Source organism: Formivibrio citricus (assembly GCF_900115065.1).
In the GTDB taxonomy this organism is placed as follows: domain Bacteria; phylum Pseudomonadota; class Gammaproteobacteria; order Burkholderiales; family Chitinibacteraceae; genus Formivibrio; species Formivibrio citricus.
Genome location: NZ_FOVE01000021.1, coordinates 13,641 through 37,196, shown reverse-complemented (window position 1 = coordinate 37,196; position 23,556 = coordinate 13,641). Strand labels below are relative to the sequence as shown.

The window sequence follows — 23,556 nt, the reverse complement described above, 5'->3', positions numbered from 1 at the left end:
GGGAGAGGCCTCCTGCTGCCCTGATCCCCTTGCATGCGTGGCTAAGGGTCAACGGTACCTGAACCGGGGCCGCCGCCTCGCGCAAGACCAAGAACGGGTTCCAAGCCATGACATCCGAGTTTTCACCCTCTCCTCAAGAGCTGCCGCCCGAGTTGCCCAAGGCGGTTGCTCATCTTGCCTGGGGTGGCGGCTTGCTCGTAACCTTGCTGCTCCCCCTGATTTTTCTGATCGCCGGCTACCAGAGCGAAGTTGCCCGCATGGAATCGGCCTTGCAGGCCGGAGTCCACAAGGCCGTGGAACAGTCTCGCCTGCCGCAGGGCAAAAAGGGAAGAGTCCTTTCGCCTCAGGAGGTCATGGCATCGCTGGGCTGGCTGGAAGGGAAAAACAGCATCCGCATCACCAATGCGGCCAAGTTGCCGGTGGCCGAAAAGAAAGCCGATCTTGCCTTCCCCGTCCTGACCCGGACCATCCCCGTGAGCCTGGGGGAGGACGAGATCGGTCAGGTGGAGTTGAGTCGTTCCCTGCAGTCTCTCCTGCTTTATGCGCTCTTCATGCTGTTTCCGGGGCTGATGCTCGGCGTGATCGTCTTCATCTCGCTCCGGGATTTGCCGATGCGCGTCCTGCACCGAACCTTGCAGGAGATCGCCAGCCGCAAGGCCACGGAAGAAAAACTGGCCAAATCCTTGTCCATTTTTTCCGCCACGCTGGAAGCCACGGCCGATGGCATTTTCGTTACGGATACCGCAGGACGCGAGGTCGTGAGCAATCAGCGTTTCCGCGAAATGTGGAAGCTGGGCAGGTCGGATAGTCCCTTGGCGGCGAACTATGAAACGCTGGCCGCGTTGGGAGACCAGTTGCAGGACCCGGTTGCGTTTTCAGCAACGCTCAAGGAGTTGACCGCTCACGCCGAGGCCAACCACGGCTCCGTTCTCGAATTGCAGGACGGTCGCCGGTTCGAGTGGAATTCCCAGCCCCAGTTCGTGAACGGCCAGATCGTGGGACGCGTTTCGAGCTTTCGCGACATCAGCGAGCGGGGGCGGGCCGAGGCGCTGCTGGCGATCGAGAAAGACGTGCTGGAAATGGTCGTTTGCGGCAATGCGCTGAAAACGGCCCTGGGCGTACTGGCCAGTCATGTCGAGACGCTTTCCGGAGAAATGTTCTGCGCGATCCTGTTCCGGAAAATCGGTGAAGAGAGCGGAATCGTGTGCGCCTCGGGCCACTGTTTGCCGAACAGCGTCGTCGACAACATCGTCTATTACGGGCAAGACGCCCTGGATGGGGTGTTTGCCGCCCTGACTGAGCAGCCCGATCTTCTGGCGCAGGAACCGGCCGGCGGATTCGGCGACGTTATCGAAGGGCTCGGCAGCAACCCGGTCTGGGAGGATTATTGCGCGCTGGTCGCCAGGCATGCCATCAAGGCCTGCTTTGCCGTGCCGATTTATTCCACGGCGGGTGCCCCGCTTGGCGTCATCGTCGCGCATTACCGCAACCCGGCCAAACAGCCGCCCCATGATCGCGAGCTGATGCAGGTGGCCGCCAACCTGGCCAGTATCGCCATCGAGCGCCGGCAGGCAGAGGAACGGCTGAAAGTCATGGCGCATTACGATGCCCTGACCCTCCTGCCCAACCGCGTACTGTTCCACGACCGCCTCAACCAGGCGCTGGCCCGTGCCGAACGGGGCAAGAACATGGTGGCGCTGATGTTCCTGGACCTGGACCGCTTCAAGGCGATCAACGATACCTTGGGGCATGATTCCGGCGACCAACTGCTGCGCGAAGTCTCGGAGCGGCTGCGCCTGTGTGTTCGCGAGGCGGATACGGTTGCCCGCCTCGGGGGCGACGAATTCACGCTGATTCTCGAGCAGATCAACAAACCGGGCGACGCTGCCGCGGTTGCCGGAAAGATCATCGAAATGCTCGCTACGTCCCCCATCCTGTTGCGCGATCAGGAAGCCTTTGTTTCGCCCAGCATCGGTATCACCATTTACCCCGTGGACGGCAACAGCGCCGACCATCTGCTCAAGAATGCCGACTTTGCCATGTACCGGGCCAAGGAGGAGGGCGGCAACGGCTACCGCTTCTTTGCTGCGGAAATGGGGTCGATGACGACCGACCGGCTGGAAATTGAAAGTGGCCTGCGCCATGCGCTCGAGCGGGACGAGTTCATGGTTTATTACCAGCCCAAGCTCAATCTTGCCAGCGGCATCATCACCGGAGCCGAAGCGTTGCTGCGCTGGAAGCACCCCACCAGGGGGCTGGTCCCGCCGAGCGAATTCATCCCCATCCTGGAAGAAACCGGCCTGATCGAACAGGTCGGCGCTTGGGTGCTGAAAACCGTATGCGCCCAGATGCGCGCCTGGCAGGATGCCGGCGTCCTGCCCCCTTTGATCGTCGCGGTGAATCTGTCCGGGCGGCAATTGCAGCGCAGCAACCTTTCCACGACCATCGCCGGCATTCTTGAAGAAACCGGGCTGGATCCCAGTTTTCTGGAACTGGAAGTTACCGAAAGCATGCTGATGCACGATCCGCAGTGCGCAGTCGACCTGCTCATGCAGATTCGCAACAAGGGCATTCTGCACATCGACGTGGACGATTTCGGCACCGGGTACTCGTCACTGAGCTACCTCAAGCAGTTCCCCATCGACTCGCTGAAGCTTGATAAATCCTTCGTTGACGGCCTGCCGGACAACGAAGACGACATCGCCATCTCCCAGGCGGTCATCGCCATGGCCCACAGCCTGCGCTTGACCGTCATCGCCGAAGGCGTGGAGAAGGAAGAGCAACTGGAATTCCTGCGCAAAAACGGCTGCGATACCGTCCAGGGCTACATCATCAGCCGCCCCATCCCGGCCGACGCCTTTGCCCTGCTGGTGCAGGAGAGCATGGGTAAGAGCGAGTGACGATTCCCCGTTTGAAATGATCAAGATTGATGGCCTCTGCGAAAGCAGCAGGGGCATTCACGTTCAAGCACCAGTCGCGCCCTGTGTTCGTAACTGGTTATAAACAGCAAATTAATGTCTTAAATGCCTGTAACTGGTAGTTAATAGCTAGTTGCGTGTGGTTGAGGTCCGTGCTATAACTTGCAGTATGTAACCAGAAAAACGAATGAAAGTCTGTAAATGGTGGCGGAAAACCAGTTATGAATCTCTATGAGCTTGGCCAGGCGCTGAAGGCGGCGCGAATCAACCAATCCATCACCCAGCAAGAGCTTGCCGAGCGGACTGGCGTGAGCGTGTCGACGATCTCGGGTCTGGAGCGTGGAACGCTCTCGGAAATCGGGGTGGTCAAGCTGTTGCAGCTATTTGCCCTGGTGGGCCTTGAGCTTCAGCCCCGGCCTGCAGGGCGGCGCCGAACGCTGGACGACGTGGCGGCGGGGGCGTCAACGCTCGGCATGAGCGGGCAGCGCCCGGAGCCTGATTCGCTGCAAATCCGGCAACGTGTGCGTGTTTCCGCGAAGAAGGCCAAGCCATGAAAGGCGCCGTGCTGGATGTCTATGTGCTGGATACCTTGGTCGGCCATCTGGTCGATGATTTTGACCAGTACGTCTTCACCTATCTGCACGGCGTGCCAGAAGACTACCTGGTGTCGCTGACCATGCCGGTACGGGCGGAAAGCTATGTCTGGAAGCGCGGCCTTTTTCCCTTCTTCATGCAGAATTTGCCGGAAGGCTTCCAGAAGCAGGTGATACGGGAACGGCTGGGGCCGCACGCGGATGTTTCGGATTGGGGGATGCTGGCGCTGACCGGGCGGATGCCGATTGGCCGGGTGCGGGTAGTCCCTGCCGGGATGCCTCTTTCCACCAATGATGTCCATCTGGACATGTCCGCCGTTCTCGCCAGCGAGGATTCGCAGTCCGTTTTGCTGAAACACCTCAACGATGGCGTCCTTGAAGGGATTTCAGGGGTGATGCCCAAGGCCATGCACGAAACCGACAAGGCAACGCTCTGGACTGACGATTACATTCTCAAGACCGGCACGGAAGACATTCCCGGCCTCGCCATCAACGAATATCTCTGCCTTGAGGTGGCCAGAAATGCAGGGCTGGACGTGCCCAAGACAGTATTGTCGGAAGATGGCAAGGTGCTTGCCGTGGCGCGGTTTGACCGCCGCGACGGTCAGCCTGTGGCCGTAGAGGATTTTTGCTCGCTCAGCGCCCTCGATCCGGTCCACAAATACAAGGGATCGATCGAGGAAATCACACATCTGCACACTGCCTATGTCTCGGCCCGGAATCGGCAACGCAGCGCCCGCCAACTGTACCGGCTGATGTTGTTGAACTATGCCCTCCACAATGGCGATGCGCATCTCAAGAACTATGCACTCGTCTACACCCACCCCGACGATGCCGTGCTGGCGCCGGTCTACGATCTGGTGACCACCTCGGCCTACCCGGCCATGGACGACATGCCGGCACTCACGCTGCAGGGGCGCAAGGTGTGGTGGGCAGGCAAACAGATGCGATTGCTGGCCTCGAACCGGATGACGCTGACCGCAGCCGAAAAGGACGAAGCGCAGGCTGCAATCATTGCCGCCATCGATGCAACCCTGCCCCTGTTGGGGGAGATGGCAGAGCGATACCCGTACTTCCGTGAAACGGCAAAACGGATGGCAATCGAATGGGAAAGCGGAAAGCTCGACATTCAGGAAAATGCCAGGAAACGGCTGCAGAAAGACAAGACCATCCTCGAAAAGCTCAAACTGTCCGACGAGGCCAATCCAAAAAAAGCACCGCGCAGCTACGCCAATCCGGCAGGTGGTTTTTCGCACAAGGAGCGATAAGGCCCGCCCTCGGGAGCCCGCGGCAGCAATACCGGCATGCCGCCGAACCTGTTGCGCCAGATGGAATGGCTGGCCCATGGTAGGGCGGCCTCGCCGCAAAGCGGCAGCCCGCCAAGTCACAATTGCCGAAGGCTAAATTCGAGCTTGGCCCCTTTAACCCTTCATGTCCAAGCTGGGCTGGATTCTAATTCCTCGTGCTACTCAATCTTGGGGGTACGTCGGTTCCACCGTGAGGCCGTTTCCTTGGTGATAGAGCTCGTTCCTTAGCCTGTGATACCACTCAATGGTTCCAAGATCGATTCCGTCTAGCTTGTCTGGAGCGTGTTGCTCCAGACCATCGATGAGGGAGGGGAAGCCTTCTGAAAGCTCGGCGAATTCCTTTCGAGTTATCACCAATCCAGTAATGCGCTTTGGTAACCCAAGGTAGGTCTTAATCATTAGCTCGACTGCATTGTCGATACTAATCATCGCAAGGCGACGGTTGGTATCGCAGTCCTTCTTTAAGAGCGAAAGGCCGTGCCGAAGAATTTCGCCTGGACCCGACGCCCACGGAAGATTAGAGATGGCGGTCATAGTAAAGAGGCATAACGTAGAAGTGAGGGGCAGCCGGAGCGCGAAGCGCGGAGGGTACCCAAAAGCGCAGCTTTTGGGCTGTCCCTCTCGACTGCTGGGTTGGGCGGCAGAGCCATCAGATACCCTGCCATTGCTGAAGTCTCTGACGTGAAAAAACTGTAACCCATGAGGAGAAAGCCGGATCTAGGGCAATACCAAGCTCGGGGCTGACGACAAAGCCAACTTTTTCAAATACCGTGGCGTCTTGTTGTTTCAGGAAAGGAACCAAGACTTTGAATGGTACCGATATTGCCCCAAACTCAATTACGGTGGCGTCGACTGTGACCTCTACTAATGTGCTGTTGGAGTCGAAGCGATAACAAGCGTTTGGGTAATGAAGCTCCATCTCCGCTTTGCGAGATAAGCCATCACGAACAGGCAAGCCGAGCGTATTTGTTACAGCATCGCAGCTCATGCCGAATGTGACGTCACCTACGGCTTCAAATGGTCTGATCTTCATGACGCCCAACGTTGTAGGTAAAGGGCGGCCCGCATACGGGACGTCCAGCGACCGGAGGGAGCGACTTTGACCGCAGGGTTAGAGGGCGGGATTTTCACGGGTACGCCTTTGCTCGATTTCTTTGCGAACACTGAACCACGCTGAACAGAAGAATAGCTTGGCGGGATTAAGCCACCAAACCCTAGAAGAGCCAGTCTTGTATTTCTCCAATACCCTTTTGGTAAGCCACTCTCGATCCCATCCGGCCCATTCGCCCGCCATAGAGGCAAGGTTTGGACTTAATGCGGGCCAGACTTCATTGAAAAGAATTTGATCGAGTTCACCGAGCGAATATGGGGATTCGGCGCATACCCGAGCGACATACTCCAGGTTCGGTTCGTTATCCAAAAAGAACTCGCCCAGCGCTTGCCAGACGGGCATTCTGAATTCGACGTCCTCGTGCGGTGGCTTCACTGAGCCCTCTAACGTTTGAGGTGAGAGGCGGCGACCGAAGGGAGCGAACCCCGCTTGCGGGGCGTCCTCTCGACCGAATTGTTAGGCATTTTTTCGTGCACGACAGATATAGCGTTAATGAATGGCATTTCACACAAACTCGATATCCTGGTTACGCGCCCTTGCGAGGTTTTTTAGATTTTCGCGCCACGTTATCCGCTTTGATGATTGCGTCGCACTCTTCATTCGATGGAACGGTGCGCTCTGTTTCAACGGTATGCCAACCGCCACAGGTTGGATCTGAGCAGCCACATACCGTAAACCGAACGGGATGATCAGTTAACCCTTCTCGTTTTTGAATGGCGTTTGTGCGCTCTTTGCTTTTGATTATATCGACGATGGCAGCTCGACCGAGAAATGGGCGGGACATAGATGCTCCGAGTGCGTTTGTAGGATGCCTAACTGTAGGATCCCATCGATCCTCAGAAATGAGGGTTATATAAATCAAGGACTTTCCAGTTTGAAATCGGAAACGTCCGGTGGTTTTGTCTCATAACTCCAGATAATCCTATCCCACGCATTTTTGCGCTTCTGGGCCCTGGTTTCATGGCTATCCGGCAGTGCCACTTCATGCCGCTGTATGAAGCCGTCCAGTGCTGTACTTCTACGATACACCAGCTGCCGACAAGGTTCAGCACTGCTGTTGCCGCGTAGCGGATAGATGCTGAGTTCCCGCAGCATGTGCATCACTTTGCGTGGCGAACGTCCGATTCGGTCCGCGATTTCCGTAGCAAAGATGTACTCGCGCAGAAACCGCTCGACTTCCACCTTTTTGATCCGAGAACCAATGCCTTTTACCGTCCCGAGTTTTTCCGAGCGGATGTAGCTGTTCTGGGTGAGCCAGTAGGCGACCTGCTGCTTCACCCCGAGAACCGTCGCCAGTTCGGGAATGCTGATCCAGTTTACCCGACCGGTTTCCAAGTTGTGATGCCAAACCCGCAACTGTTCGCGGTTGAAAACCCAGCGCCCGATCCCGACCGCGCCGTCCAGTCGCGCAAGTGGCGGCATTCTACCGAATTTGACGGCCTCTACCAGCGAAACGATTTCATCGGCGTTCCAGTTCCAGTATTGCAGCACATGGGCAAACGACACCTGATTTTCTTCAAGCGCGGTGAGTAATGGCAACTCCAAACCGACCTCGGCCAAGGTCATGACCTCGCCGCGTGGGATGCACCAAGGCATGTAAATCTTGTCCTGAAGGCGCCGGGCCGACGGAAAAAGCAGCATCAAGATCCGCTGTAGCCGCACCTTGCCGATCCCGAGAATCTCCATGGCTTTTTTCATGGTGATTTCGTTCGCGAGTTTTTCATCCATCGCATACAGCTGATCCTTGCGGACCATGATGAATCGCCGACCCGAGGCCTTGACTGACTCCTGTCCCTCCAGCTCGCCTTCATGAATCAAATGGCGCAGATAGGGCATGGAGATGCCCAGCCTGTCTGCTGCAGCTTTACCCGGAATCCACTGCATATTGGCGAGCAGGTCATGGGAAAGACGACGGTTACGTTTTGCCGTACCGCCTTTCCAGCTTTCGGATACCCAGATCTCGAAAGCCTTCCGAAGTGGCGCGAATGCAGGTTCGCGCAATGCGTGGTAGGGGTAGCTATAGGCCTGGTCGAATTTACCCTTCAACCCAAAGGTGTGTTCCGGTGCCGCCTCCTGCAGTTGATCGAGCGTTGCATAGAATGCGCGCGGCCAGTCGAACAGGATTTCCGCCGCCAGCGACGTGACTGGCCAGGACACTTCCATGGCTCCGGCATGATGGATTTTCAGGGGCTTGGGTCCTCGGGCTGGATCCAGATAGCTGCCGGCATAACGAATCAGTCGCTGCAGTTGCTCAAGATTCAGATCGGCAAAAGGATAGGTCCCAAGAACGATACTGTCTTCTTTGTTGAGAAGCCGGTTTTCCAAGCGTTCGGCCAACAACGAATCGAACCACGGAGCACCTTCTGCTCGCTCTTGCCGCAAGTCTGAGCCGCAAGAACAACGAAGCAGCGAGTCTCTTCCCCAGCCAAGCGCCTTGCCGCAGGAGCTGCACTGATCGACGAGCCAGAGCCCATGCCTGGGGCAAACATCGAAAAACAGAAGCTCCCAAGACGCCTGCCAAGTTGGATCTTCCGCCAAGCAGCGCGGGCAGAACCGCGCATGCTGTTGATTCCAGATGCACCGCATTTCTTGAAAAAGCCGGCCGACTCGCCTCACATGCGCATGCAAATCCGGATCAAGGGCAGGGGCTGGCATCAACCGCTGCCGATGCAAAACGCCCACATCAAAACTGATCCCGAGTTCGCCCAAATTCCGGGGCGTCATGAAGTTGGCTTCGGCCAGTCGCAGCAGATAACCCTGCGGACCTTCATTACGATGCGGGTGGGGACGGATGAGCAGATCCGGCACCGGTATATCTATAGGTAGTGATGTCATCGGTTGTCCTTCTTGGAGAGCTTGAGACCGAGCTTCGACGCCACGGGTGATCCCATGCCGTCCTGCCTCGTGTGCAAATAAAAGACCTCGCCGGGTCGATCCAGTGGCCGTAGCGATGATTCGGGATGGAACGGATTCAAGCGGTCGGGAACGTCGCGCCAGACCCGATTGCGGAATCCGGCAGCAAACACCAGCAGATCGATACAGTCGATACCGGCCTGGTTGGCAGCAGACACTGCACCTTCGAGGATTTTGATCGTGTAATCGATCAGCCCATAACTGCCGATGAAAATCCGTCGCGCCAGATTGGCCTCGTACAGCGGAGTTTCTGGACGAATAGGCAAGTGCGACTCGAGTGCTTTCAGGATGCCGCGGTACTCGCGGAAATCCTCATTTTCCAGCGCGAAAGGAGAAATACGGATTCGCTGGGAAAACCGCCTGGCCAGCTGCTCGTTACTGTTAATGACCAGTTCACTGGCCGGCAGGCCGCAGGCGACCATACCGATTCCGGTGTCTTCGAGTAGGTTTTTCAGCCAGTCAGTGACGTCCCGGAACGCCGTGACATTGGTGGTGTAGAACAGATGCTGGAATTCATCGATCAACAGTATTTCTACGCCGCAGCCCTGGATAAAATCGCGCAGTTTGGTGGTTTTTTCTGGAGCGGTGCCTCGATGCGATTTTTTGTCGCCCATGGCCTCCAGAATTGCCCCGGCGAGACTACGCACTGTTGGAGCTGAAGGGACGGAAACCAACAAAACCGGAATCTGCGTTCGCTGCGATTCAAACACGGGCGGATAGGCTGCATGGTAAGCGCGGACGATAGTGCTTTTACCAGCCCCCGAGGGGCCGACAAGCAGTAGGCCGCCTCCTGTGCCGTAGAGCCGCCGACGTTGATGTAGCTCCGCGATCTGGAACATCGCCTCGCGGTAACGACGATGCTGGATCGGCTCGATGACCAGTTTGTAGCCCAGCGATTCTGGCGAGGTAAAACCGGCCTCTGGCGCGAAGTGCGCCATCATTTGGATCGGATCCATGTTCAGCCCTCCGAACCAAAATTAGGCAGGTCGTCATTGAGCCCGTCCGGTAGTTCTTCTGGAGGAATCTCTTTGACCTGTTTGATCGGGCGCCGGACCTTAGCCAAGGGATCTTCGCCTTTCAAGACAGCTTCGCTGTCATGCAAAACTGTTTTTGCCCCGGCTTTGCGCACCCCCATCTTTTTGCTACGCAAGGCATCTGCAACGATGTTTTCGATTTCCTGTTTGGCTTCAAGCAGGCGTGGCGCAAAACAATGTTCGCCGAATTTCTTGCGAGCATGTTCGCGGATCAAGCGGTGGACTTCGCGGGCGAGCCCTTGGGCATACTCGGGCAGTTTGGCCGGCACGCGAAGATAGGTTTTGTCTTCCGGGTCGAGGACATGAATATGGGCGACATCGTCTGCGTAGTATTTGAGCGAGAGTTTGATGTTCTTGCCGAACCGGCGGCGGATCATCTGTAACTGCTCGGAGTTGTAGTGCAGCCCATCCAGTTCTATGCCGTAATGGAAAAGAGTTCTTTCCGCTGGAATGCCACCGATAAGCTCAAGTTGCTGCGGGTCGGTCGGCATCTCGATGATCTCTTTGGCTGCGGAGTCGAGCCAAAGATCGAGCGGACGCCCGCCGGCTCCACGATGTGGCGTGACGTTATAAACCTCGACGATCCACTTGGTGACCAAATGGATCAGCGTTTCCATGTCGATGACTGCCCGCTCTTCTGCTGCGTAATCTCCACGCTCAGTTGGATTCGAGAAAACGGTACCTGGCAGGCGATGTACCAATCCCATGTTCATCGTCCGGATGTATCGTTCAATACTGCCTTTTTGGTCAGGGCTTTTTGAAGCACAGAAAAGAACCGTAATTCCTATATCAAGGCAAGCAAGTTCCACCCCCTCTGAGTGCAAGTCTGGTCCGTTGTCGACTGCAATTAGATGTGGAATGCCATAAGCGGGCCAGATCTCCTTGATATCCGGATATCGAGCCAGCCATTCTTCCTTGGGAAGGATGGATCGGCGCAGGCATTGCAGAACACTGTGGGTAGAAGGCGGAGAAAATGAAATATAGAAACCGACGATCAATCTGGAATGACGATCTATGGCTTTGGTCAGCCAAGGACGGCCAAGAGGCAACATCGTCTGTAGATCGATGACGTGTAAATCCAGTGACGTATGATCGATCTCGATCCTCCGCAATACGGCTTTGACGTCGACCGTGCCTATGGCTGCCCGGTATTTCATGCGGGCAGCTTCGGCCCCCTCTCTGGCGGTATCGACAATATCCTGCTGGAGGTCCTCCAGCCAGCGATAGATGGTTGAACGTGCGGGCGGTTTGATTTTTTCTTCCGCTGGCAGACCATTGTTGATCTGGTGGATTGCGAGGTGGATTTTTTCGGCCACAACAAGCTTGGGCAGTTTCTGTTCTGTCAGGTAGACGGCACCGATGACTTCTTCAAAAATCCTATATTGCTGCCCCTTGCGCTTTGAATTCGCCGGCTTGTTGCTCGGAATCAGCTTCAGGATGCTTTTGGTTTGCCGATAGCGTCGCCACCATTCGGCGACGGAAGATGCACTGGGTGGATTTGTGTCGCTACAGGCTTCTGCTGCAGTCGCGATCAGTTTTTCCCAAAGAGTCGGATTGTATGGCGTAGATTCTGGGGCTACGGCCTGGATGTAATACAACCGGCGTTTAGCAATTTCCTGGAGCTTCGGCGGATACGTCGACAGGTCGCGCGGCGTGACGATGTACACAGCTTTACCTAGCTCGCCCAGGCTCTCTTCGTCGACCCGCCAAGTTTGGGACAGCCAGCGGGATAGTACTTCCTCGCGGGTCAGATTGAGCACTTCGCCAGTATCGGACAGGAACTGGATCTTGCCGGTCGCTAACAGCTGGTGCATTTCCCAGAAAGTTTGATTTTCGCGAAACCTTGTGCCGCGCTTAAAGCAAAATCGATGCATTTTGCTCTCCCTGAAAAAGACTGACAGGGGTGTTGGCGGTGAGTGGCTGGTCCAGATCGCAGACCAATTTGCCGTTGGCTATCAATCTGCGCGTTGAAGCCGCACCGAGATCGCGGTCGCAGTCCCGCAACGACCTGACATGGCCGTGGAAAAAATCCACCAGGACGTCATGTGCCGGCAGCGATAGCCAAGCGTGCGAGTGCGGATAGGCGATCAGCTCGAGATTTGAAAATCGTGGCTCGCGGCGGATCTCGAGTTCCGTGATGATCCGGAACGTAAATTGCCGGGCGCGGTAGTGCGCGGCGATTTGTTCGTATTTGCTGCGTATCTTCGGCTTGGCCAGTTCCTCGCTGGGTTTGACTTCGAGATGAACGATAGAGCCGTCAGCCAGGACCAGCTCAAAATCTGGGTAGTACTCGCGAACCTGGATGCCATCGGAATACTGGATGACGGTAGGTTGCTCCCGGTACGAAACAACTCCCGGTGAGAGTTCCAGAAGAAGAAGCGCATCCTTTTCCAGAAGTGATTCCCAAGCGACCATGCGCCCGAGCTTGGTCGAAGGGAATTTGCCGCGGAACCTGCGTCCGCGGCGGGTTATGACTTTTCTGCTTAGCATCGTCTGCTCCTGACGGCTGGCAACAGGTCTCCCTGTGCCATCCGCGCATATGAAAAATTGACTGAGAATTTGGGCAAAAGAAAACCTGCGGGCAGGTTAAAAACTGACCGTTTTCTCGATGGATCAATGGGATAAGGCTTGACGCCCCAGAGGGAAGGAGACGATACTTGGCTTGTCAAGTGCGGTAGCGTCAGCTGCCTGGGGGCAGGCCATGTGCTTGCCCTTTTTACATTTTCTTCTCCTTGTTGATCGGTTGTTTTCCAGAAACAGCGTATTCAGTTTTCAGAGGGTTGTTGGTTGCTACCAGTCAGCGATTCTTGAAACTTCAGCGCCATCTCAATCATCTGAATTGGCAAGGGCTGAAGCTTGCCAAGCTGAACTTCCAGCTTCCTGATCAACGCATATTCTTCCGCACTCGCATTGGCCGGTAATGAGAATTGCCGACGCGATGCATTCAATGCATTGAATAATTCCTGTTTTTCATCTTCGTTGAGTTCCAATCCTTTAATCAGCCGTTGAATAAAATCCTGACGAGGCGGACCTTTCTCGCTTCGTTCAATAGCAGACAAATAACTGGCTTCGTAGCCTAAGTGATGGGCTAAGGTTTTCTGGCGGTACCCTCGGCTTAGGCGTAGGCGCTTCAATAGAATGGAAAATGGACTCATAGCAACTCCTGCTTTGATTTTAAAGAAGAATGCGTGCTATGTGAAATGAGTAAAGAATGGGGTGTTGCGCGGATATTTATTGTTTTTTGTTTTTTGCGTGTTATTTATTTTTGATGTTCATGCGTATTTTGTATTAATTTTGTTCGGGTGGTGATTTTTTGCGCGAAAATTATCGCGGCGCATAATATTTTATATAAAAATTCTTTTCAAATTGAGTTGAAATTTTTTTGAAGCAGTAGCGGAAATAAGTTGGCGTAGCTGGTTTTGTGCCTGGTATTTTGGCGGCAGGCATACATTGCGTGGTACGAATAGCAGGAAATATGGCTCAGGAGGCTGATCCGCAGATCATTGATATCTGCGCAGTCGAAGATGAGGTGTTATCAGACGGGATAGATGTCCAACGGTTTGTGACACTTGCAGTGGTCAAGTCGGGCCAGATTTTGTCGGCGCCAACGCAGTCTCAGCAAACCAATCCAAACTCGCCAAAAACTTCTGCGGATCGGCCTTCATAGCGGTCAGCCAATCCGCCAGCTCAACCAAATCCAATCGACGTTCGAAGTTTTCCACTTTCGCCACAAAGGACTGTGGCCGATCCAGTGCAGCAGCAAGTGCCACCTGCGTGATCTGAAGTTGCTTGCGCAACTCGATCAGTCGAAGGATCAACAGGCGGTAGCGCTCGTCGTGGATGCTTTTCTTCATCCACGAATGGCATCATACGTGCAAAAATATCCCAAAATAGGATATAAATAGGCAGTGAGTAAACCACGGGTTCCGCCCATCCATTTAGGGAGAAGAGGTATGAAACGTATTAGTGATTTGGCACGAGGAATGCGCCCGTTGCTTCTGGGTGTTGCGCTGGTGATGGGTTCGGTAGCGATGACCGGGTGCGGCTCATCCAGTGGGGTTAAGGTCGAGGAAGGCGATACCGCATTTATCCAAAAGGGTAAAACGACCAAAGCTCAGGTGCTGGCCAAGCTAGGTGAGCCAACCTCCAGAGCGAAGGACAGCACAGGCAAGGAAACGTTGCGCTGGGACCATACCCAGACCAAGGTTGACCCGAAGTCTTATATTCCCGTGGCTGGATTTTTTATCGGCGGAGGCAAGTCCGAGAACAAGTCGCTGGCCGTGATATTTGATAAGCGCGGCATCGTACAGGACTACGAATATACCGGCGGTACCGTCGAAGGCCGGCTGTACAACTGAGTTGGTCGCGTAAATTCGGAAATCCTGTGGCATACGGGATTTCCGTGCGCCCATGGGAATTTAGTCTTTTCGACATAGGGGTCCCCGATGTTCATGAACGCAAACGACGCTCAGGGCTTCATGGAAGACATGGCGGTGTTTGATGCACAGCGCCGCGCGCAGAATGCTCAGTCTGAGGCTGGTAGGTCGGCGGCACGAAATGCTGACTGGGAGCGGGAAGACAAAATCATGGAAATGACCGTGGCCGCTGTCGCGATCAAGCAACGTGACAATATCATTGCTGATTTGCGCAAGCAGTTGGCAGTTATGGCGGATTGTGCGTACGCAAGAAGTGCTTCAGCAGGCGCCGGCACACAAGCGCTAAGCGCAGCAGTTAATGAACTGTCCAGATTAACCGGCCGCTCTCCGCAGGAGGTGGATTATCATTTTCGCGCAATCCGGAGCCGCGCCTACGATGCCGAGATAAATGCGTTCTTGGCTCAGCACCCAAGTCTTGCAGATCCGCGCAAAGATGCGAGCCAGATTCCTGCATGGTACGTGCCGGATAGCATCGTCTGATCTATGCGCTTGCTTCTTGATGTCGGATTCGCCAAGCCGGGACAAATATTCGGTAACAGGCGCCCCCGGTCTTGCGGTGTACATTTCCTGTTGGTCGTCATTTCAGGCAAAGCATCGTGTTGATCTTTCTGGATACGGAATTCACCGACTTCATAGATTGCGAGCTCATCAGCATCGGCATGGTGAGCGAGGATGGTCAGCATTCGTTGTATCTGGAAGTGGCCGACTTTGACCGATCCAGGTGCAATGCTTTCGTGCAGGATGCAGTCTTGCCTTTGCTGGGCCGGACTGAAGGCGCAACGGTGATTCAGTCTGAGTTGGCCTGTCGATTGCAGGGTTGGTTTGCCAGCTTGCCGCGCAGCATCACCTTGGCCTGCGATTCTCAGCACGACCGAGATTTGCTTGCGGATGCGCTTGATGGCGAATTGCCTGTCAATCTACAGGGATGGTTCGATCTTCGACCGTTGATCGATACCAGCGTATTTCACCACGCAGTCATGGGGTATCACACGCCCGACCGGCCTTGGCATCATGCCCTCCATGATGCACATGCCCACCGAGCAGGATGGATGGCATGGATGGATGCCCATAAACACCGAGAGTAACCATGCGTATTCATGTTCTTTCTGATTTGCACATTGAGTTTGGCCTTATGGCTCTGCCCAAGATAGAGGCCGATGTCATCGTGCTGGCCGGCGATATCGGCGTCGGAAAGAAAGGTATTCGTCGCATTGCCCATGATCTGCCAAACAAGCCGATCCTGTTCGTGGCGGGCAACCATGAGTATTACGGGAGCAACCTGCAAGTCGTGAACCGTGATTTGCAGCAAATGGCCATTCCCAACCTGCATTACCTAGACAATCGCGCTGTGGTCATTGAGGGGGTGCGGTTTCTGGGCTGTACGTTATGGACGGATTTCCGGCTATTCGGAAATCAGCCCCAAGCCATGGTCGCCGCTGTTGCGGCCATGAATGATTGCCGGAAAATCTCTTTCCGCGACGATGAGGGGAAGCGCGAGTTTTTGCCGGAAGACATGCTGGCGCTACATCAGCAAAGCCGGGCTTGGTTGGAACACGAACTGGATCAACCCTTCGATGGGCCGACCGTTGTGGTGACTCACCATGGTCCGCATCCCAAGAGTCTGTATCCCGGCTCGGAAAAAGACATTCTGTCCGCCGCCTATGTCAGTGATCTCACCGAGTTGATGGGTAAGGCTCAGCTCTGGGTGCATGGCCATATCCATGTTTCGCTGGATTACGAAGTCGCCGGTACGCGCGTGATTTGTAATCCGCGTGGTTATCACCCTTCGTATCTCAATCCAAACTTCGATCCTGGCCTGATTGTTGAAGTGTAAGCGCGCAGGCCTGCTCGCATATCTTCAGGAATGAACGATGTTATTGTTTCTCGACACCGAGTTCACAGGGCTGGATCAACCGAACCCATCCCTGATCAGTCTTGCGCTGGTCAAGGAGGATGGCGATTTCTTCTATGCCGAGTTGCCTCCTTCGTTCTATACCCATCGCGCTAGCGACTGGGTGCAGGAAAACGTACTCCCCCATTTGTGGGGAGGGTCTTACCGGATGCGTCCGGAAGAACTTTCTCGGAAAGTTTGTGCATGGATCGAGGCGATCCCCGGCCAGACTGTCATCGTGACGGATGCCCCGGATTACGACTTCGAGCAAATGCTCAAGCCATTGCTCTCCCCGTGGCCGCAGAATTTGGCGAAAACGCCGATGCTGTTTGATCGCTTGATCTTGGGTGGTCGCTATCAGGAAAAACTCGCCACCTTCCGAGATGCCTATTTCACCCCGGACAAGCCTGAACACCATGCGCTGCATGATGCGCAAGCTTTGCGGCGGGCGTGGTTGTGGGGGAAAGAGTTTGAGGGGCTTGAGGATTTATTGTGCATGGGCATGCGCAATAATTGAAATGAAGCCAATAAACGGGGGCAGTCAGCATCCTGTCTTGGTAAGCTGGATGGCCCGAGGAATTAGTCACTTTCTTATGAGAACGGACTTGATCCTGAGAGCTTGTTTCCATAGGCTATTGGCCGATGCAGTCGCCTGTTGGTAAAGGCTTGTCAAAATAAAGCCGATCAGCAGTGTGAATAGCGTGGCAGAAAAAACTACCGCTGATGCGTCCTTCAACCAAACGAGCTTCAGAGCATCGGACAGCGAATAGAGCAAGAAACTACCAAAGAGGAGCGTCAGCACAATCCACTTTGCCAAAAATTGGCCCCAGCGGTTATCAGCGATGATGACGTGGTGCTTCTCCAGCAACTTCCTTCCGAGGACACTGGCTCCAAGATATTTCTCAAACTCAGGCCGATGCCTAAGCACCCATATTGCAAGCGCCTTAGCTGAGTTGGACAGCAATGTCGAGTCAAACTCTGGCGGACTGGTAATCTGGTACGCATACTCAACATGTCGTAACCAAGTGCCCCAATAGGTACGTTTGGGCCAATTTCTCTTCGCGTCCCATATGATGCTGTCGACGTCGTAACCGGCTTTCGAGAATAGTAGCTGCTCCGTAGCCAGCATTACCCATGCGTGCCCGGAGCCTTGGTACCCGGCGAGGCATAGCGCATGATGGGATAACTCGTGGACGAGAACGTGATCGATATATTCCGGCGATTTGACCTCATCGGAAAGAAAGATACTGTAGGTCCCGTCCTTATTAAGAACATGCTTCCCATGGCTCTTGCGCATCTGCGCGGCGGGCTTGATTTGGAATGCCGGTGGAGCAATGTTCAGTAGGTCGCACAGCTCTAGGTACCGTGAATGGATTTGCTCGTCCGTTGGGAGGGCTGCGATACTCTCTGCACCCTCCTGGTTGTCGAGTGTTTTAATGTTGTTGGTCATAACCGGTGTGATATCTAGATGTCGCCATATATCCATGCCAGACGCTCATACTCGGATCGCATGAGAGGTTGCGCCATCAACTCGGTTAGTGCCGCACGGAGGTCGTCAAACTCGGTTCCCTGAAATGCGATTTGGACGCCACCTACCCGCATCACGTATTGGGCGAGAGGTGCCATGGGTTGGGTCAGTATGAAACGTTTGCCCGTAACTTGGTACTCGGAGCATACGGCTCCCACAAGCGTTACTAGCTCCCCCAGTTCAATAAAACTGTTCACGGCGACGATGAGATTTCCACCTTCCCAAATGATGCCGACGGTCATGCTATCGCTGATGAGATTGGGGCTGACGGTGATACGTCCTTTGGCAACAGTGCTTGGGTACTTAATTGTACCGCTACCGAACCCCTCTTCAACCGACAGCGCAGGCTTCCCTTTGCTCTGAAAATAAGCACGTAAAGCAAGCTTTATCAACGCTGCTAAATGCGGTCGCATGACATCATTGAGGCGATCAGCGGGTAACGTCGGCTCGTCACGGAGGGCCACCTCAAGGCATCGGCTGGCGAACTCGGCGAAGCTGCAGTAGGGGAATTCCTTCAGAGAAGCGGTTGCCGACGCAAGCTTTTCTTTTATCGAGTCACCACCTTGTCCCCCCAGGTTTCCCCGGTAATAGCGATCTCGCCCTTCAGTGTTATCTGTGTAGCTATACAGTTCATTGCGAAGCGCAATGACGCTACCGAACGCCTGTAGGTTAGCCAAAACCGGATGTCGCTGGACATTGCTTGTCTTGCAGAACATGTATGCCTGATGCGCCCATTGGGCAATGAAGGCCAGCTCTGCGCGGCTAAAGAGCTGGTGACCGTGGCGCCACTTGGCAACGATCCGTTGCAATGCCTGCTGTTCGCTCTTCTGTAATTCCTGCAATTCGTTTGCATCCCGCAACGGATCGACCGCACCGACCCCGGTTTCCATAACGAAACGAACTGCATCGCTCATGGTGGAAACACCAGTAAAGGAACCTTTGACGCGCTCCAAGCTTTCCTTGAGCCACACGGGGATGCGAATCGTGACGGACTCTAGGTCGCTATTAGACTGACGCTTTTCTGCCATTGTTGATCCTTTGTAATCAGGTATGCTGTCTTACAATATAGCACGCAAAGGCATGCAGTCAATAAGCGGTCTGGATGAGGATGTTATTGAAGGGGCATGATAGACGGGGCGCCTACTCGGCGCCGAGAGCGGTAGAATTTCGGCTATTCACACAGCTATTGTTAACGCCTGCTTCATTGAGCGAAGCGGCCACACATGCCACTAATTTAACATGTGTCCGCTTCTGGAGGCGCTTTCAGTATGTGCACCCAGCCAAGTCTAGAACTAGGCATTTACATGGCCGCATACCCTTGGCGAGAGTGTCCGCCCCCCCCCCCCCCCCCCCCATAGGAAGAAATACGAATCCGCAGCCCGCGTTTGGTACCAATTCAATGTACAGGGACTTTCGCCCGACGATAACAGCAAGCATTGGTCGCCTGTCTTTACGCTCGGCTGATAGACGGTTCCATTCCAATCTATCAATACCAGATGGATAAGGATGGTCTTCTGGATGGGTGTGCCATTCACCTAGATAGCGGATGGTGCCCTGACTCTTTGTCCATCTAGACAGTGCGATGGCTTCGTGACCAAACGGCATCCGCTCGAACAGGTGGCGGAACCGTTTGTCCCATGCCGTAGGAACCGTTGCTTGTTCAATGAGCATGTGGGCGCCATGAACCGAGCCGAGCAAAAGCCCACCAGCTTCGCAGTCGACCTCACGAGCCTGAATATGCTGACAAAAAGTCTCCAATGTGGGCATCGAGAAATGCAGCAGCGTTCTCTTGTCATCGGCAGCCCAGGAACTTATGAATTGCATATGGGGCACTCCCTATCCCGGAGAGGATCGCAATCAGGGGTGGCAAGCTGCTGGGAACGGTCAATCAGTCTGGTACGCAGCGCAGGGGATAAGATGCCGTTGACCCAATCAAGTGCCATCTCAGCCCCAAGACTGGCAGCATGTACCGACACTGAAGCGGGAAATGGCACGTACAATCCCTCGCATCCATGCCCCGCCAAGATTGCAGGAAGAGGATCAAGGGTGGAACGGAGTTCTGCCCTTCTGTTGCTATGCCAAAGACATCGATAGCACGCACCAGATGCATTCGTCCGCAGGAGAGCACGGACCGCCGTTCCTGGCCCTTCAATCCATACCGAAAGCATAGGCGTCGGAAGACGATAGTGGCCGCACAGCCAATGCCCGAGGGATTCTTCCCCGGTGGCATCTATGAGCAGGTCCAGTTCTCCCAATTGGGCCTGCCTGACATCCACGGGGAGTGCACGAATCTCAGCGCCTGGCGCCAAGCGCTTGAGTTCCTTCGCCATGGCCTCGGCTTTGTTCGATAGCAAGTCAGGAAATCCCAAGCGATGACGCCCGATGTTTTGCGGGAGAAGGCAGTCAGAATCCACTAACGTGAGTTTCCCGCCGCATGTCCCCGCCCCGGCCTTGACCAGCATGTCCGATAGATATCCACCGATTGTGCCGCATCCAACGACTGTCAGGTTCTTGCCTGCAAGCGTCTTTGAATGAGGAATGTTCCGCTGGGCAAGGTAGCGATCGTCGATTCTGTCCATTGAGATGGGTATTGCCTTCAGCCCATAGGTCGAATCCCTGCGATCAGCAAGCTTGCTTTTTTGAGCCGGACGTTGACGGTTATAGAGAACTACAAAGCCATACGTCATCAACGGGGATTCGATGACGATCATAACGCCGCTGGCCTTTTTTCGTTCCCCTTCCTTGATGCGTTGGTGAATCTTAAGACGGCACCGAGGATCAAGGGTGTTTTGCCACGCCAAGATATCCCCAACTGTTTTAGGAGGCCACTTGCGGGTCAAAGGGCGTGGTTGAACACCGGTTTTTACCCGATAAGTCAGTACCGTTCTATCGGTGATTTGATAGCCGAGCGACTTCAGCTTCTCAGTTGTTCGATTTTCATTATCGGTAATGAACCAAAAAGTGTTTCCATTGGACTGCCCGACTATGCAATTTTGTTGCCCTAAATCCTCACCTTGCATATCCACAAAACAATGCCAGCCGTGCCAATAAGCGAAGAACTCTTCCGCGAGGTCTTCGATCATCTCTCCCTTCATGATCTGCCCGAACACAGCAGCCGCGCGATGTAGGCATGCGAGCGATTGTCCGACAGGATCGTAAATGTCTAGAACGACGGTGCCCTTGGCTAGATAACAAAGGCCGCCATCTGCGCTAAGATGAGGAACCGCTGCTGGCAGCTCAGAAGGGATTTCCAGCAGCCGGATGCGAGGAAAGTCAAAGAAAGTAGGGTCCAGTTGGACTTCGCACGGACAGCCCTTTTTCGCTTGCGGTGGGATCAACTGCCCGAGAAGCTTGAACCAGCCGTCATCCGTCTTGCCAACGAACTCAAAGCCTCGCTGCTTGAAGGCTTCAATTACGTCTGTGATCCCCGCGGCGCTGCTCATCCAGCTTTCGTTCGCCCGATAAGCTCGCTCGGGCCGGCCATGGCTGGGGTCGCAGCAATGGTGTCGGCGACGGATGCCATCTTGACCCGATCCGGGGCGTTCGGGAAGCGAGGACCAAACTCATCTTGCATCCAGATGCAAGCCTGTGAAGGGCTGCCGGCATCAGTGGCAGCACGAAGAACTTTTTCAAATTCTTCGAACGCCTTCGCCGCTTCTTCGACACCCGCTTCACCAAGCCGCTCAGTAAGCGACTCGGACTCATCCACGGGATTATTCACTCCTGCTCGCAGCCGGGCCGGCAGCAATGCGACAACATCCAGCAAGGCAAGATCGTCGCGCCGATCGCGTTTTTCGAAGAGCGGGGCCGCTGCGGTCATTAGCAAGATCGAAGCAGGCCCGCCGCTGGACCATCGCCAATCGCGGAGTGCCTTCAAGTAACGAACCACGCGGCGAAACTGCTCCCCTTTTGCCTCTACTTCGCCCAGAAACCACTCCTTCACAGGTCTGGGATCAGAGCGCATCCAGTTGCATTCACGGTGGGCCAGGAGCACCTCGTCAGCGGGCAGCGCTGTCCAAGCATCCCGCTCTGCCAACCTCACCGCTTCCGTCAGCGAGTCGTAGCCATATTGCTCCATTGAAGCCTTTGCGAGCATGACAAATTCTTCGTCAGGAATGGCGTACAGAGGAATATCAATGTGGGCATATGCGGCAATAACGATGCGGATGCACGTCGGCTTGTCGGTGACAAGTGTCCACTGCTTTTCCTTGACCAGCGGCTTCAAGGCTTCTTCCGCCGCGGCAAAGAACACTGTTGTTGCGGTGCTGGGGCGCTTCGTCTGCGAGACAAAACTCAATGGTAGATAGCAACCATCATCCACGTCCGCCTGCTGTGGGCGTTGAGCTGGCGAGTTCAGCGTTTTGTATGCCCACGAGCCTTGCGTGAAGAAGCGCGGCTGCGGCACACCCTCGGCGTAGCCGCTTTCCCTCAGCACGCGGGGGATGCCTGTACGTAGGCAATTCCTGACGTCGGTGCGTGCGCTGGCGATCAAGGCGCGTTGTTCAGGTGTCAGATCGAGCTCGTCATGCATGCACGATTCGTCATCGGCAGTGGTAAAGAAAAGCGGGCTCAGATTCAGCATGTGGCCTCCAGAACATTCTTGTTGGGGCCGTGATAGAAGATGGGGGCGCCGGCCTGGTGCGCACGAAACGGCTGGAAGAGTGGATCGCCAAGTGCTCGCTGCGCCGCGTGGATGCCGCGATCCTTGAGCGTATTCGTGGCGCCGATGGAAACTCTGTCCAGCGCTTTCACGTCCTTACTCTGATCGGGTGTCGCCTTATCGTCGATCTGGAAATAGTTACGCCCCAAAGACTGCCGCAGCATGTAGTCCACGGACGATTCCTGAGCGGAGATCACCAGGTCGAAGAGCCCTCCGCGCCACTTGCCAAATCCTCGGTCAAGGCTGGCGTCACCGCGAATGGTCGCACCAATGGTCATCGTGCCGATGGCGAGAACCCGAATCAGCGCAGCTTGATCCGGCGCCAGGAAGGTCTTGACTTCATGTAAACCGAATAAGCCTGGGGCGTTGCCTACCAATCCCCCGTCTGCGAAGACGCCGCGGTCGTTGCGTGCCAGAGGGAAATAAACAGGCGCAGCAGCCGTCGCCAACGCCACGTCCACGATCTTCATCCTGTGATCTCGTTCAAAGCTCGGATGGTGTGGGGTCTTGAAAAACTGCCCGAGACCCGTCGAGTAGTTGACTGTAGGCACAAGAACACGATGCTTCAGATCGCCTATAGTGATCCCCTTGAAGCGCTCCGTCAGAACTTCTCGTAATCCAGCTGAGTCATGTTTTGCGGTCAGCCAGAATCCCAGAAGTCGTCGCACCAGACCGCGACAACCAAAGATACGGCTGCCTTCTTCTTCAAACAGCGCTTTGAGTTCCTGAGCCGGAATTTCCGCAGCCAGCCCCAAAGCCAGCATCCCTCCTGCGGATGTGCCGCAAATCAAGTCGAAGTGCGAAGCGATAGGGCGGCCCAGTACAGCTTCGAGTTCGGCAAGAACCGTTGCAGTGTACAAAGCGCGGTAGCCGCCTCCTGACAGGGCAAGCACATGGTAAGTAGGGATGCAGGTCAAGGCATTTCACCCCTTCGGCGGAAAGTAGTCGGTGCCGTGGCTATCCTTTTCGCGGATACGGCCATCCTGACTATGGATGACGAGTTCGGACTGCTGGTTGCGTGCAATGTTCCTTGCTGCGTCAATGGCCTGCTGCTGGGAGTTGTGCACGGAGGTTGCACGCCGATTGCCGGCCCCCTTGACGGCCCAACGATCTTGGTGAGGAACCACATGCTGATTCTTACCTGCCATGGTGAATCTCCTTGAAT

Annotated in this window: 24 protein-coding genes; 8 read left to right on the top strand and 16 right to left on the bottom strand. The window is 55.1% G+C overall.

What is annotated here, in order from left to right; genetic code table 11:
- Nucleotides 1-107: 107 nt before the first annotated feature.
- The 3 genes from BMZ36_RS12475 to BMZ36_RS12465 all read left to right on the top strand — a co-directional run bounded on the left by BMZ36_RS12475 (nucleotide 108) and on the right by BMZ36_RS12465 (nucleotide 4,779).
- Entirely contained in the window at nucleotides 108-2,900 is a 2,793-nt protein-coding gene (locus BMZ36_RS12475) for a bifunctional diguanylate cyclase/phosphodiesterase (protein WP_091197183.1), read from the top strand.
- Nucleotides 2,901-3,139: 239 nt separating this feature from the next.
- Nucleotides 3,140-3,472, top strand: coding sequence for a helix-turn-helix domain-containing protein (locus tag BMZ36_RS12470; protein ID WP_091197180.1), 333 nt, complete (start codon nucleotides 3,140-3,142; stop codon nucleotides 3,470-3,472).
- Complete coding sequence (locus tag BMZ36_RS12465) at nucleotides 3,469-4,779, top strand: type II toxin-antitoxin system HipA family toxin (RefSeq protein ID WP_091197175.1); 1,311 nt, start codon at nucleotides 3,469-3,471, stop codon at nucleotides 4,777-4,779. The genes BMZ36_RS12470 and BMZ36_RS12465 overlap by 4 nt, the downstream gene beginning before the upstream one ends.
- Nucleotides 4,780-4,980: 201 nt before the next feature.
- On the opposite strand, the gene BMZ36_RS12460 is transcribed toward BMZ36_RS12465, so the two are convergent.
- The 9 genes from BMZ36_RS12460 to BMZ36_RS12420 all read right to left on the bottom strand — a co-directional run bounded on the left by BMZ36_RS12460 (nucleotide 4,981) and on the right by BMZ36_RS12420 (nucleotide 13,730).
- On the bottom strand, nucleotides 4,981-5,352 hold the full coding sequence (locus BMZ36_RS12460) for a hypothetical protein (RefSeq protein WP_091197170.1): 372 nt from the start codon (nucleotides 5,350-5,352) through the stop codon (nucleotides 4,981-4,983).
- A 115-nt stretch (nucleotides 5,353-5,467) separates the two neighbouring features.
- Entirely contained in the window at nucleotides 5,468-5,851 is a 384-nt protein-coding gene (locus BMZ36_RS12455; RefSeq protein ID WP_091197166.1) for a hypothetical protein, read from the bottom strand.
- A 78-nt stretch (nucleotides 5,852-5,929) separates the two neighbouring features.
- Nucleotides 5,930-6,271, bottom strand: coding sequence for a DUF7079 family protein (locus BMZ36_RS12450; RefSeq protein WP_091197162.1), 342 nt, complete (start codon nucleotides 6,269-6,271; stop codon nucleotides 5,930-5,932).
- A gap of 516 nt (nucleotides 6,272-6,787) precedes the next feature.
- Complete coding sequence (locus BMZ36_RS12445) at nucleotides 6,788-8,764, bottom strand: TniQ family protein (protein WP_091197158.1); 1,977 nt, start codon at nucleotides 8,762-8,764, stop codon at nucleotides 6,788-6,790.
- A complete protein-coding gene (locus BMZ36_RS12440) occupies nucleotides 8,761-9,798 on the bottom strand; it encodes a TniB family NTP-binding protein (protein ID WP_091197152.1) in 1,038 nt (345 codons plus the stop codon). Before BMZ36_RS12440 ends, BMZ36_RS12445 begins: the two co-directional genes overlap by 4 nt.
- Nucleotides 9,799-9,800: 2 nt before the next feature.
- The gene (locus BMZ36_RS12435) at nucleotides 9,801-11,750 is read right to left on the bottom strand and encodes a TnsB C-terminal domain-containing protein (protein ID WP_091197148.1); all 1,950 of its coding nucleotides are present in this window, start codon (nucleotides 11,748-11,750) and stop codon (nucleotides 9,801-9,803) included.
- A complete protein-coding gene (locus BMZ36_RS12430) occupies nucleotides 11,731-12,291 on the bottom strand; it encodes a TnsA endonuclease N-terminal domain-containing protein (protein WP_177187881.1) in 561 nt (186 codons plus the stop codon). The genes BMZ36_RS12435 and BMZ36_RS12430 overlap by 20 nt, the downstream gene beginning before the upstream one ends.
- 350 nt (nucleotides 12,292-12,641) lie before the next feature.
- Entirely contained in the window at nucleotides 12,642-13,031 is a 390-nt protein-coding gene (locus BMZ36_RS12425) for a helix-turn-helix domain-containing protein (RefSeq protein WP_091197141.1), read from the bottom strand.
- 423 nt (nucleotides 13,032-13,454) lie between these two features.
- Nucleotides 13,455-13,730: a hypothetical protein gene (locus tag BMZ36_RS12420; RefSeq protein WP_091197138.1), complete on the bottom strand. Its 276-nt coding sequence runs from the start codon at nucleotides 13,728-13,730 to the stop codon at nucleotides 13,455-13,457.
- A 99-nt stretch (nucleotides 13,731-13,829) separates the two neighbouring features.
- On the opposite strand from BMZ36_RS12420, the gene BMZ36_RS12415 reads away from it, so the two are divergent.
- The 5 genes from BMZ36_RS12415 (at nucleotide 13,830) to BMZ36_RS12395 (ending at nucleotide 16,720) form a co-directional block, all read left to right on the top strand.
- Nucleotides 13,830-14,234, top strand: coding sequence for an outer membrane protein assembly factor BamE domain-containing protein (locus BMZ36_RS12415; RefSeq protein ID WP_218142732.1), 405 nt, complete (start codon nucleotides 13,830-13,832; stop codon nucleotides 14,232-14,234).
- Nucleotides 14,235-14,327: 93 nt separating this feature from the next.
- The gene (locus BMZ36_RS12410; protein WP_143086057.1) at nucleotides 14,328-14,792 is read left to right on the top strand and encodes a hypothetical protein; all 465 of its coding nucleotides are present in this window, start codon (nucleotides 14,328-14,330) and stop codon (nucleotides 14,790-14,792) included.
- A 116-nt stretch (nucleotides 14,793-14,908) separates the two neighbouring features.
- Entirely contained in the window at nucleotides 14,909-15,397 is a 489-nt protein-coding gene (locus tag BMZ36_RS12405; protein ID WP_143086056.1) for a hypothetical protein, read from the top strand.
- Nucleotides 15,398-15,399: 2 nt separating this feature from the next.
- Entirely contained in the window at nucleotides 15,400-16,146 is a 747-nt protein-coding gene (locus BMZ36_RS12400; protein WP_091197125.1) for a metallophosphoesterase, read from the top strand.
- Nucleotides 16,147-16,183: 37 nt separating this feature from the next.
- Nucleotides 16,184-16,720 carry a 3'-5' exonuclease family protein gene (locus BMZ36_RS12395; RefSeq protein WP_091197121.1) on the top strand — a complete coding sequence of 179 codons (537 nt, stop codon included), beginning with the start codon at nucleotides 16,184-16,186 and terminating at the stop codon, nucleotides 16,718-16,720.
- Between the two features lie 66 nt (nucleotides 16,721-16,786).
- Here BMZ36_RS12395 and BMZ36_RS12390 read toward each other — a convergent pair whose 3' ends face one another.
- The 7 genes from BMZ36_RS12390 to BMZ36_RS12360 all read right to left on the bottom strand — a co-directional run bounded on the left by BMZ36_RS12390 (nucleotide 16,787) and on the right by BMZ36_RS12360 (nucleotide 23,539).
- On the bottom strand, nucleotides 16,787-17,653 hold the full coding sequence (locus tag BMZ36_RS12390) for a hypothetical protein (protein WP_091197116.1): 867 nt from the start codon (nucleotides 17,651-17,653) through the stop codon (nucleotides 16,787-16,789).
- Between the two features lie 14 nt (nucleotides 17,654-17,667).
- Nucleotides 17,668-18,759, bottom strand: coding sequence for a hypothetical protein (locus tag BMZ36_RS12385; protein WP_091197112.1), 1,092 nt, complete (start codon nucleotides 18,757-18,759; stop codon nucleotides 17,668-17,670).
- Nucleotides 18,760-18,994: 235 nt separating this feature from the next.
- Nucleotides 18,995-19,498: a Mov34/MPN/PAD-1 family protein gene (locus tag BMZ36_RS12380; RefSeq protein ID WP_281242253.1), complete on the bottom strand. Its 504-nt coding sequence runs from the start codon at nucleotides 19,496-19,498 to the stop codon at nucleotides 18,995-18,997.
- Nucleotides 19,499-19,542: 44 nt separating this feature from the next.
- A complete protein-coding gene (locus BMZ36_RS12375) occupies nucleotides 19,543-21,174 on the bottom strand; it encodes a ThiF family adenylyltransferase (RefSeq protein ID WP_091197101.1) in 1,632 nt (543 codons plus the stop codon).
- Complete coding sequence (locus BMZ36_RS12370; protein ID WP_091197098.1) at nucleotides 21,171-22,313, bottom strand: CBASS cGAMP synthase; 1,143 nt, start codon at nucleotides 22,311-22,313, stop codon at nucleotides 21,171-21,173. The genes BMZ36_RS12375 and BMZ36_RS12370 overlap by 4 nt, the downstream gene beginning before the upstream one ends.
- Nucleotides 22,307-23,308, bottom strand: a complete 1,002-nt coding sequence (locus BMZ36_RS12365; RefSeq protein WP_091197093.1) for a CBASS cGAMP-activated phospholipase — start codon at nucleotides 23,306-23,308, stop codon at nucleotides 22,307-22,309. Before BMZ36_RS12365 ends, BMZ36_RS12370 begins: the two co-directional genes overlap by 7 nt.
- Before the next feature lie 6 nt (nucleotides 23,309-23,314).
- Nucleotides 23,315-23,539 (bottom strand): DUF2188 domain-containing protein, encoded by a 225-nt coding sequence (locus BMZ36_RS12360; protein WP_091197090.1) that lies wholly within the window; start codon nucleotides 23,537-23,539, stop codon nucleotides 23,315-23,317.
- Nucleotides 23,540-23,556 lie beyond the last annotated feature (17 nt).

Coding starts and splice junctions, on each gene's coding strand:
- BMZ36_RS12370 (WP_091197098.1), bottom strand. CDS start 22,313: ATGCTGAATCTGAGCCCGCTTTTCTTTACCACTGCCGATGACGAATCG.
- BMZ36_RS12420 (WP_091197138.1), bottom strand. CDS start 13,730: ATGAAGAAAAGCATCCACGACGAGCGCTACCGCCTGTTGATCCTTCGA.
- BMZ36_RS12475 (WP_091197183.1), top strand. CDS start 108: ATGACATCCGAGTTTTCACCCTCTCCTCAAGAGCTGCCGCCCGAGTTG.
- BMZ36_RS12450 (WP_091197162.1), bottom strand. CDS start 6,271: ATGCCCGTCTGGCAAGCGCTGGGCGAGTTCTTTTTGGATAACGAACCG.
- BMZ36_RS12465 (WP_091197175.1), top strand. CDS start 3,469: ATGAAAGGCGCCGTGCTGGATGTCTATGTGCTGGATACCTTGGTCGGC.
- BMZ36_RS12360 (WP_091197090.1), bottom strand. CDS start 23,539: ATGGCAGGTAAGAATCAGCATGTGGTTCCTCACCAAGATCGTTGGGCC.
- BMZ36_RS12425 (WP_091197141.1), bottom strand. CDS start 13,031: ATGAGTCCATTTTCCATTCTATTGAAGCGCCTACGCCTAAGCCGAGGG.
- BMZ36_RS12445 (WP_091197158.1), bottom strand. CDS start 8,764: ATGACATCACTACCTATAGATATACCGGTGCCGGATCTGCTCATCCGT.
- BMZ36_RS12410 (WP_143086057.1), top strand. CDS start 14,328: ATGAACGCAAACGACGCTCAGGGCTTCATGGAAGACATGGCGGTGTTT.
- BMZ36_RS12460 (WP_091197170.1), bottom strand. CDS start 5,352: ATGACCGCCATCTCTAATCTTCCGTGGGCGTCGGGTCCAGGCGAAATT.
- BMZ36_RS12380 (WP_281242253.1), bottom strand. CDS start 19,498: ATGCCCACATTGGAGACTTTTTGTCAGCATATTCAGGCTCGTGAGGTC.
- BMZ36_RS12390 (WP_091197116.1), bottom strand. CDS start 17,653: ATGACCAACAACATTAAAACACTCGACAACCAGGAGGGTGCAGAGAGT.
- BMZ36_RS12375 (WP_091197101.1), bottom strand. CDS start 21,174: ATGAGCAGCGCCGCGGGGATCACAGACGTAATTGAAGCCTTCAAGCAG.
- BMZ36_RS12400 (WP_091197125.1), top strand. CDS start 15,400: ATGCGTATTCATGTTCTTTCTGATTTGCACATTGAGTTTGGCCTTATG.
- BMZ36_RS12435 (WP_091197148.1), bottom strand. CDS start 11,750: ATGCATCGATTTTGCTTTAAGCGCGGCACAAGGTTTCGCGAAAATCAA.
- BMZ36_RS12455 (WP_091197166.1), bottom strand. CDS start 5,851: ATGAAGATCAGACCATTTGAAGCCGTAGGTGACGTCACATTCGGCATG.
- BMZ36_RS12415 (WP_218142732.1), top strand. CDS start 13,830: ATGAAACGTATTAGTGATTTGGCACGAGGAATGCGCCCGTTGCTTCTG.
- BMZ36_RS12440 (WP_091197152.1), bottom strand. CDS start 9,798: ATGGATCCGATCCAAATGATGGCGCACTTCGCGCCAGAGGCCGGTTTT.
- BMZ36_RS12470 (WP_091197180.1), top strand. CDS start 3,140: ATGAATCTCTATGAGCTTGGCCAGGCGCTGAAGGCGGCGCGAATCAAC.
- BMZ36_RS12385 (WP_091197112.1), bottom strand. CDS start 18,759: ATGGCAGAAAAGCGTCAGTCTAATAGCGACCTAGAGTCCGTCACGATT.
- BMZ36_RS12430 (WP_177187881.1), bottom strand. CDS start 12,291: ATGGTCGCTTGGGAATCACTTCTGGAAAAGGATGCGCTTCTTCTTCTG.
- BMZ36_RS12395 (WP_091197121.1), top strand. CDS start 16,184: ATGTTATTGTTTCTCGACACCGAGTTCACAGGGCTGGATCAACCGAAC.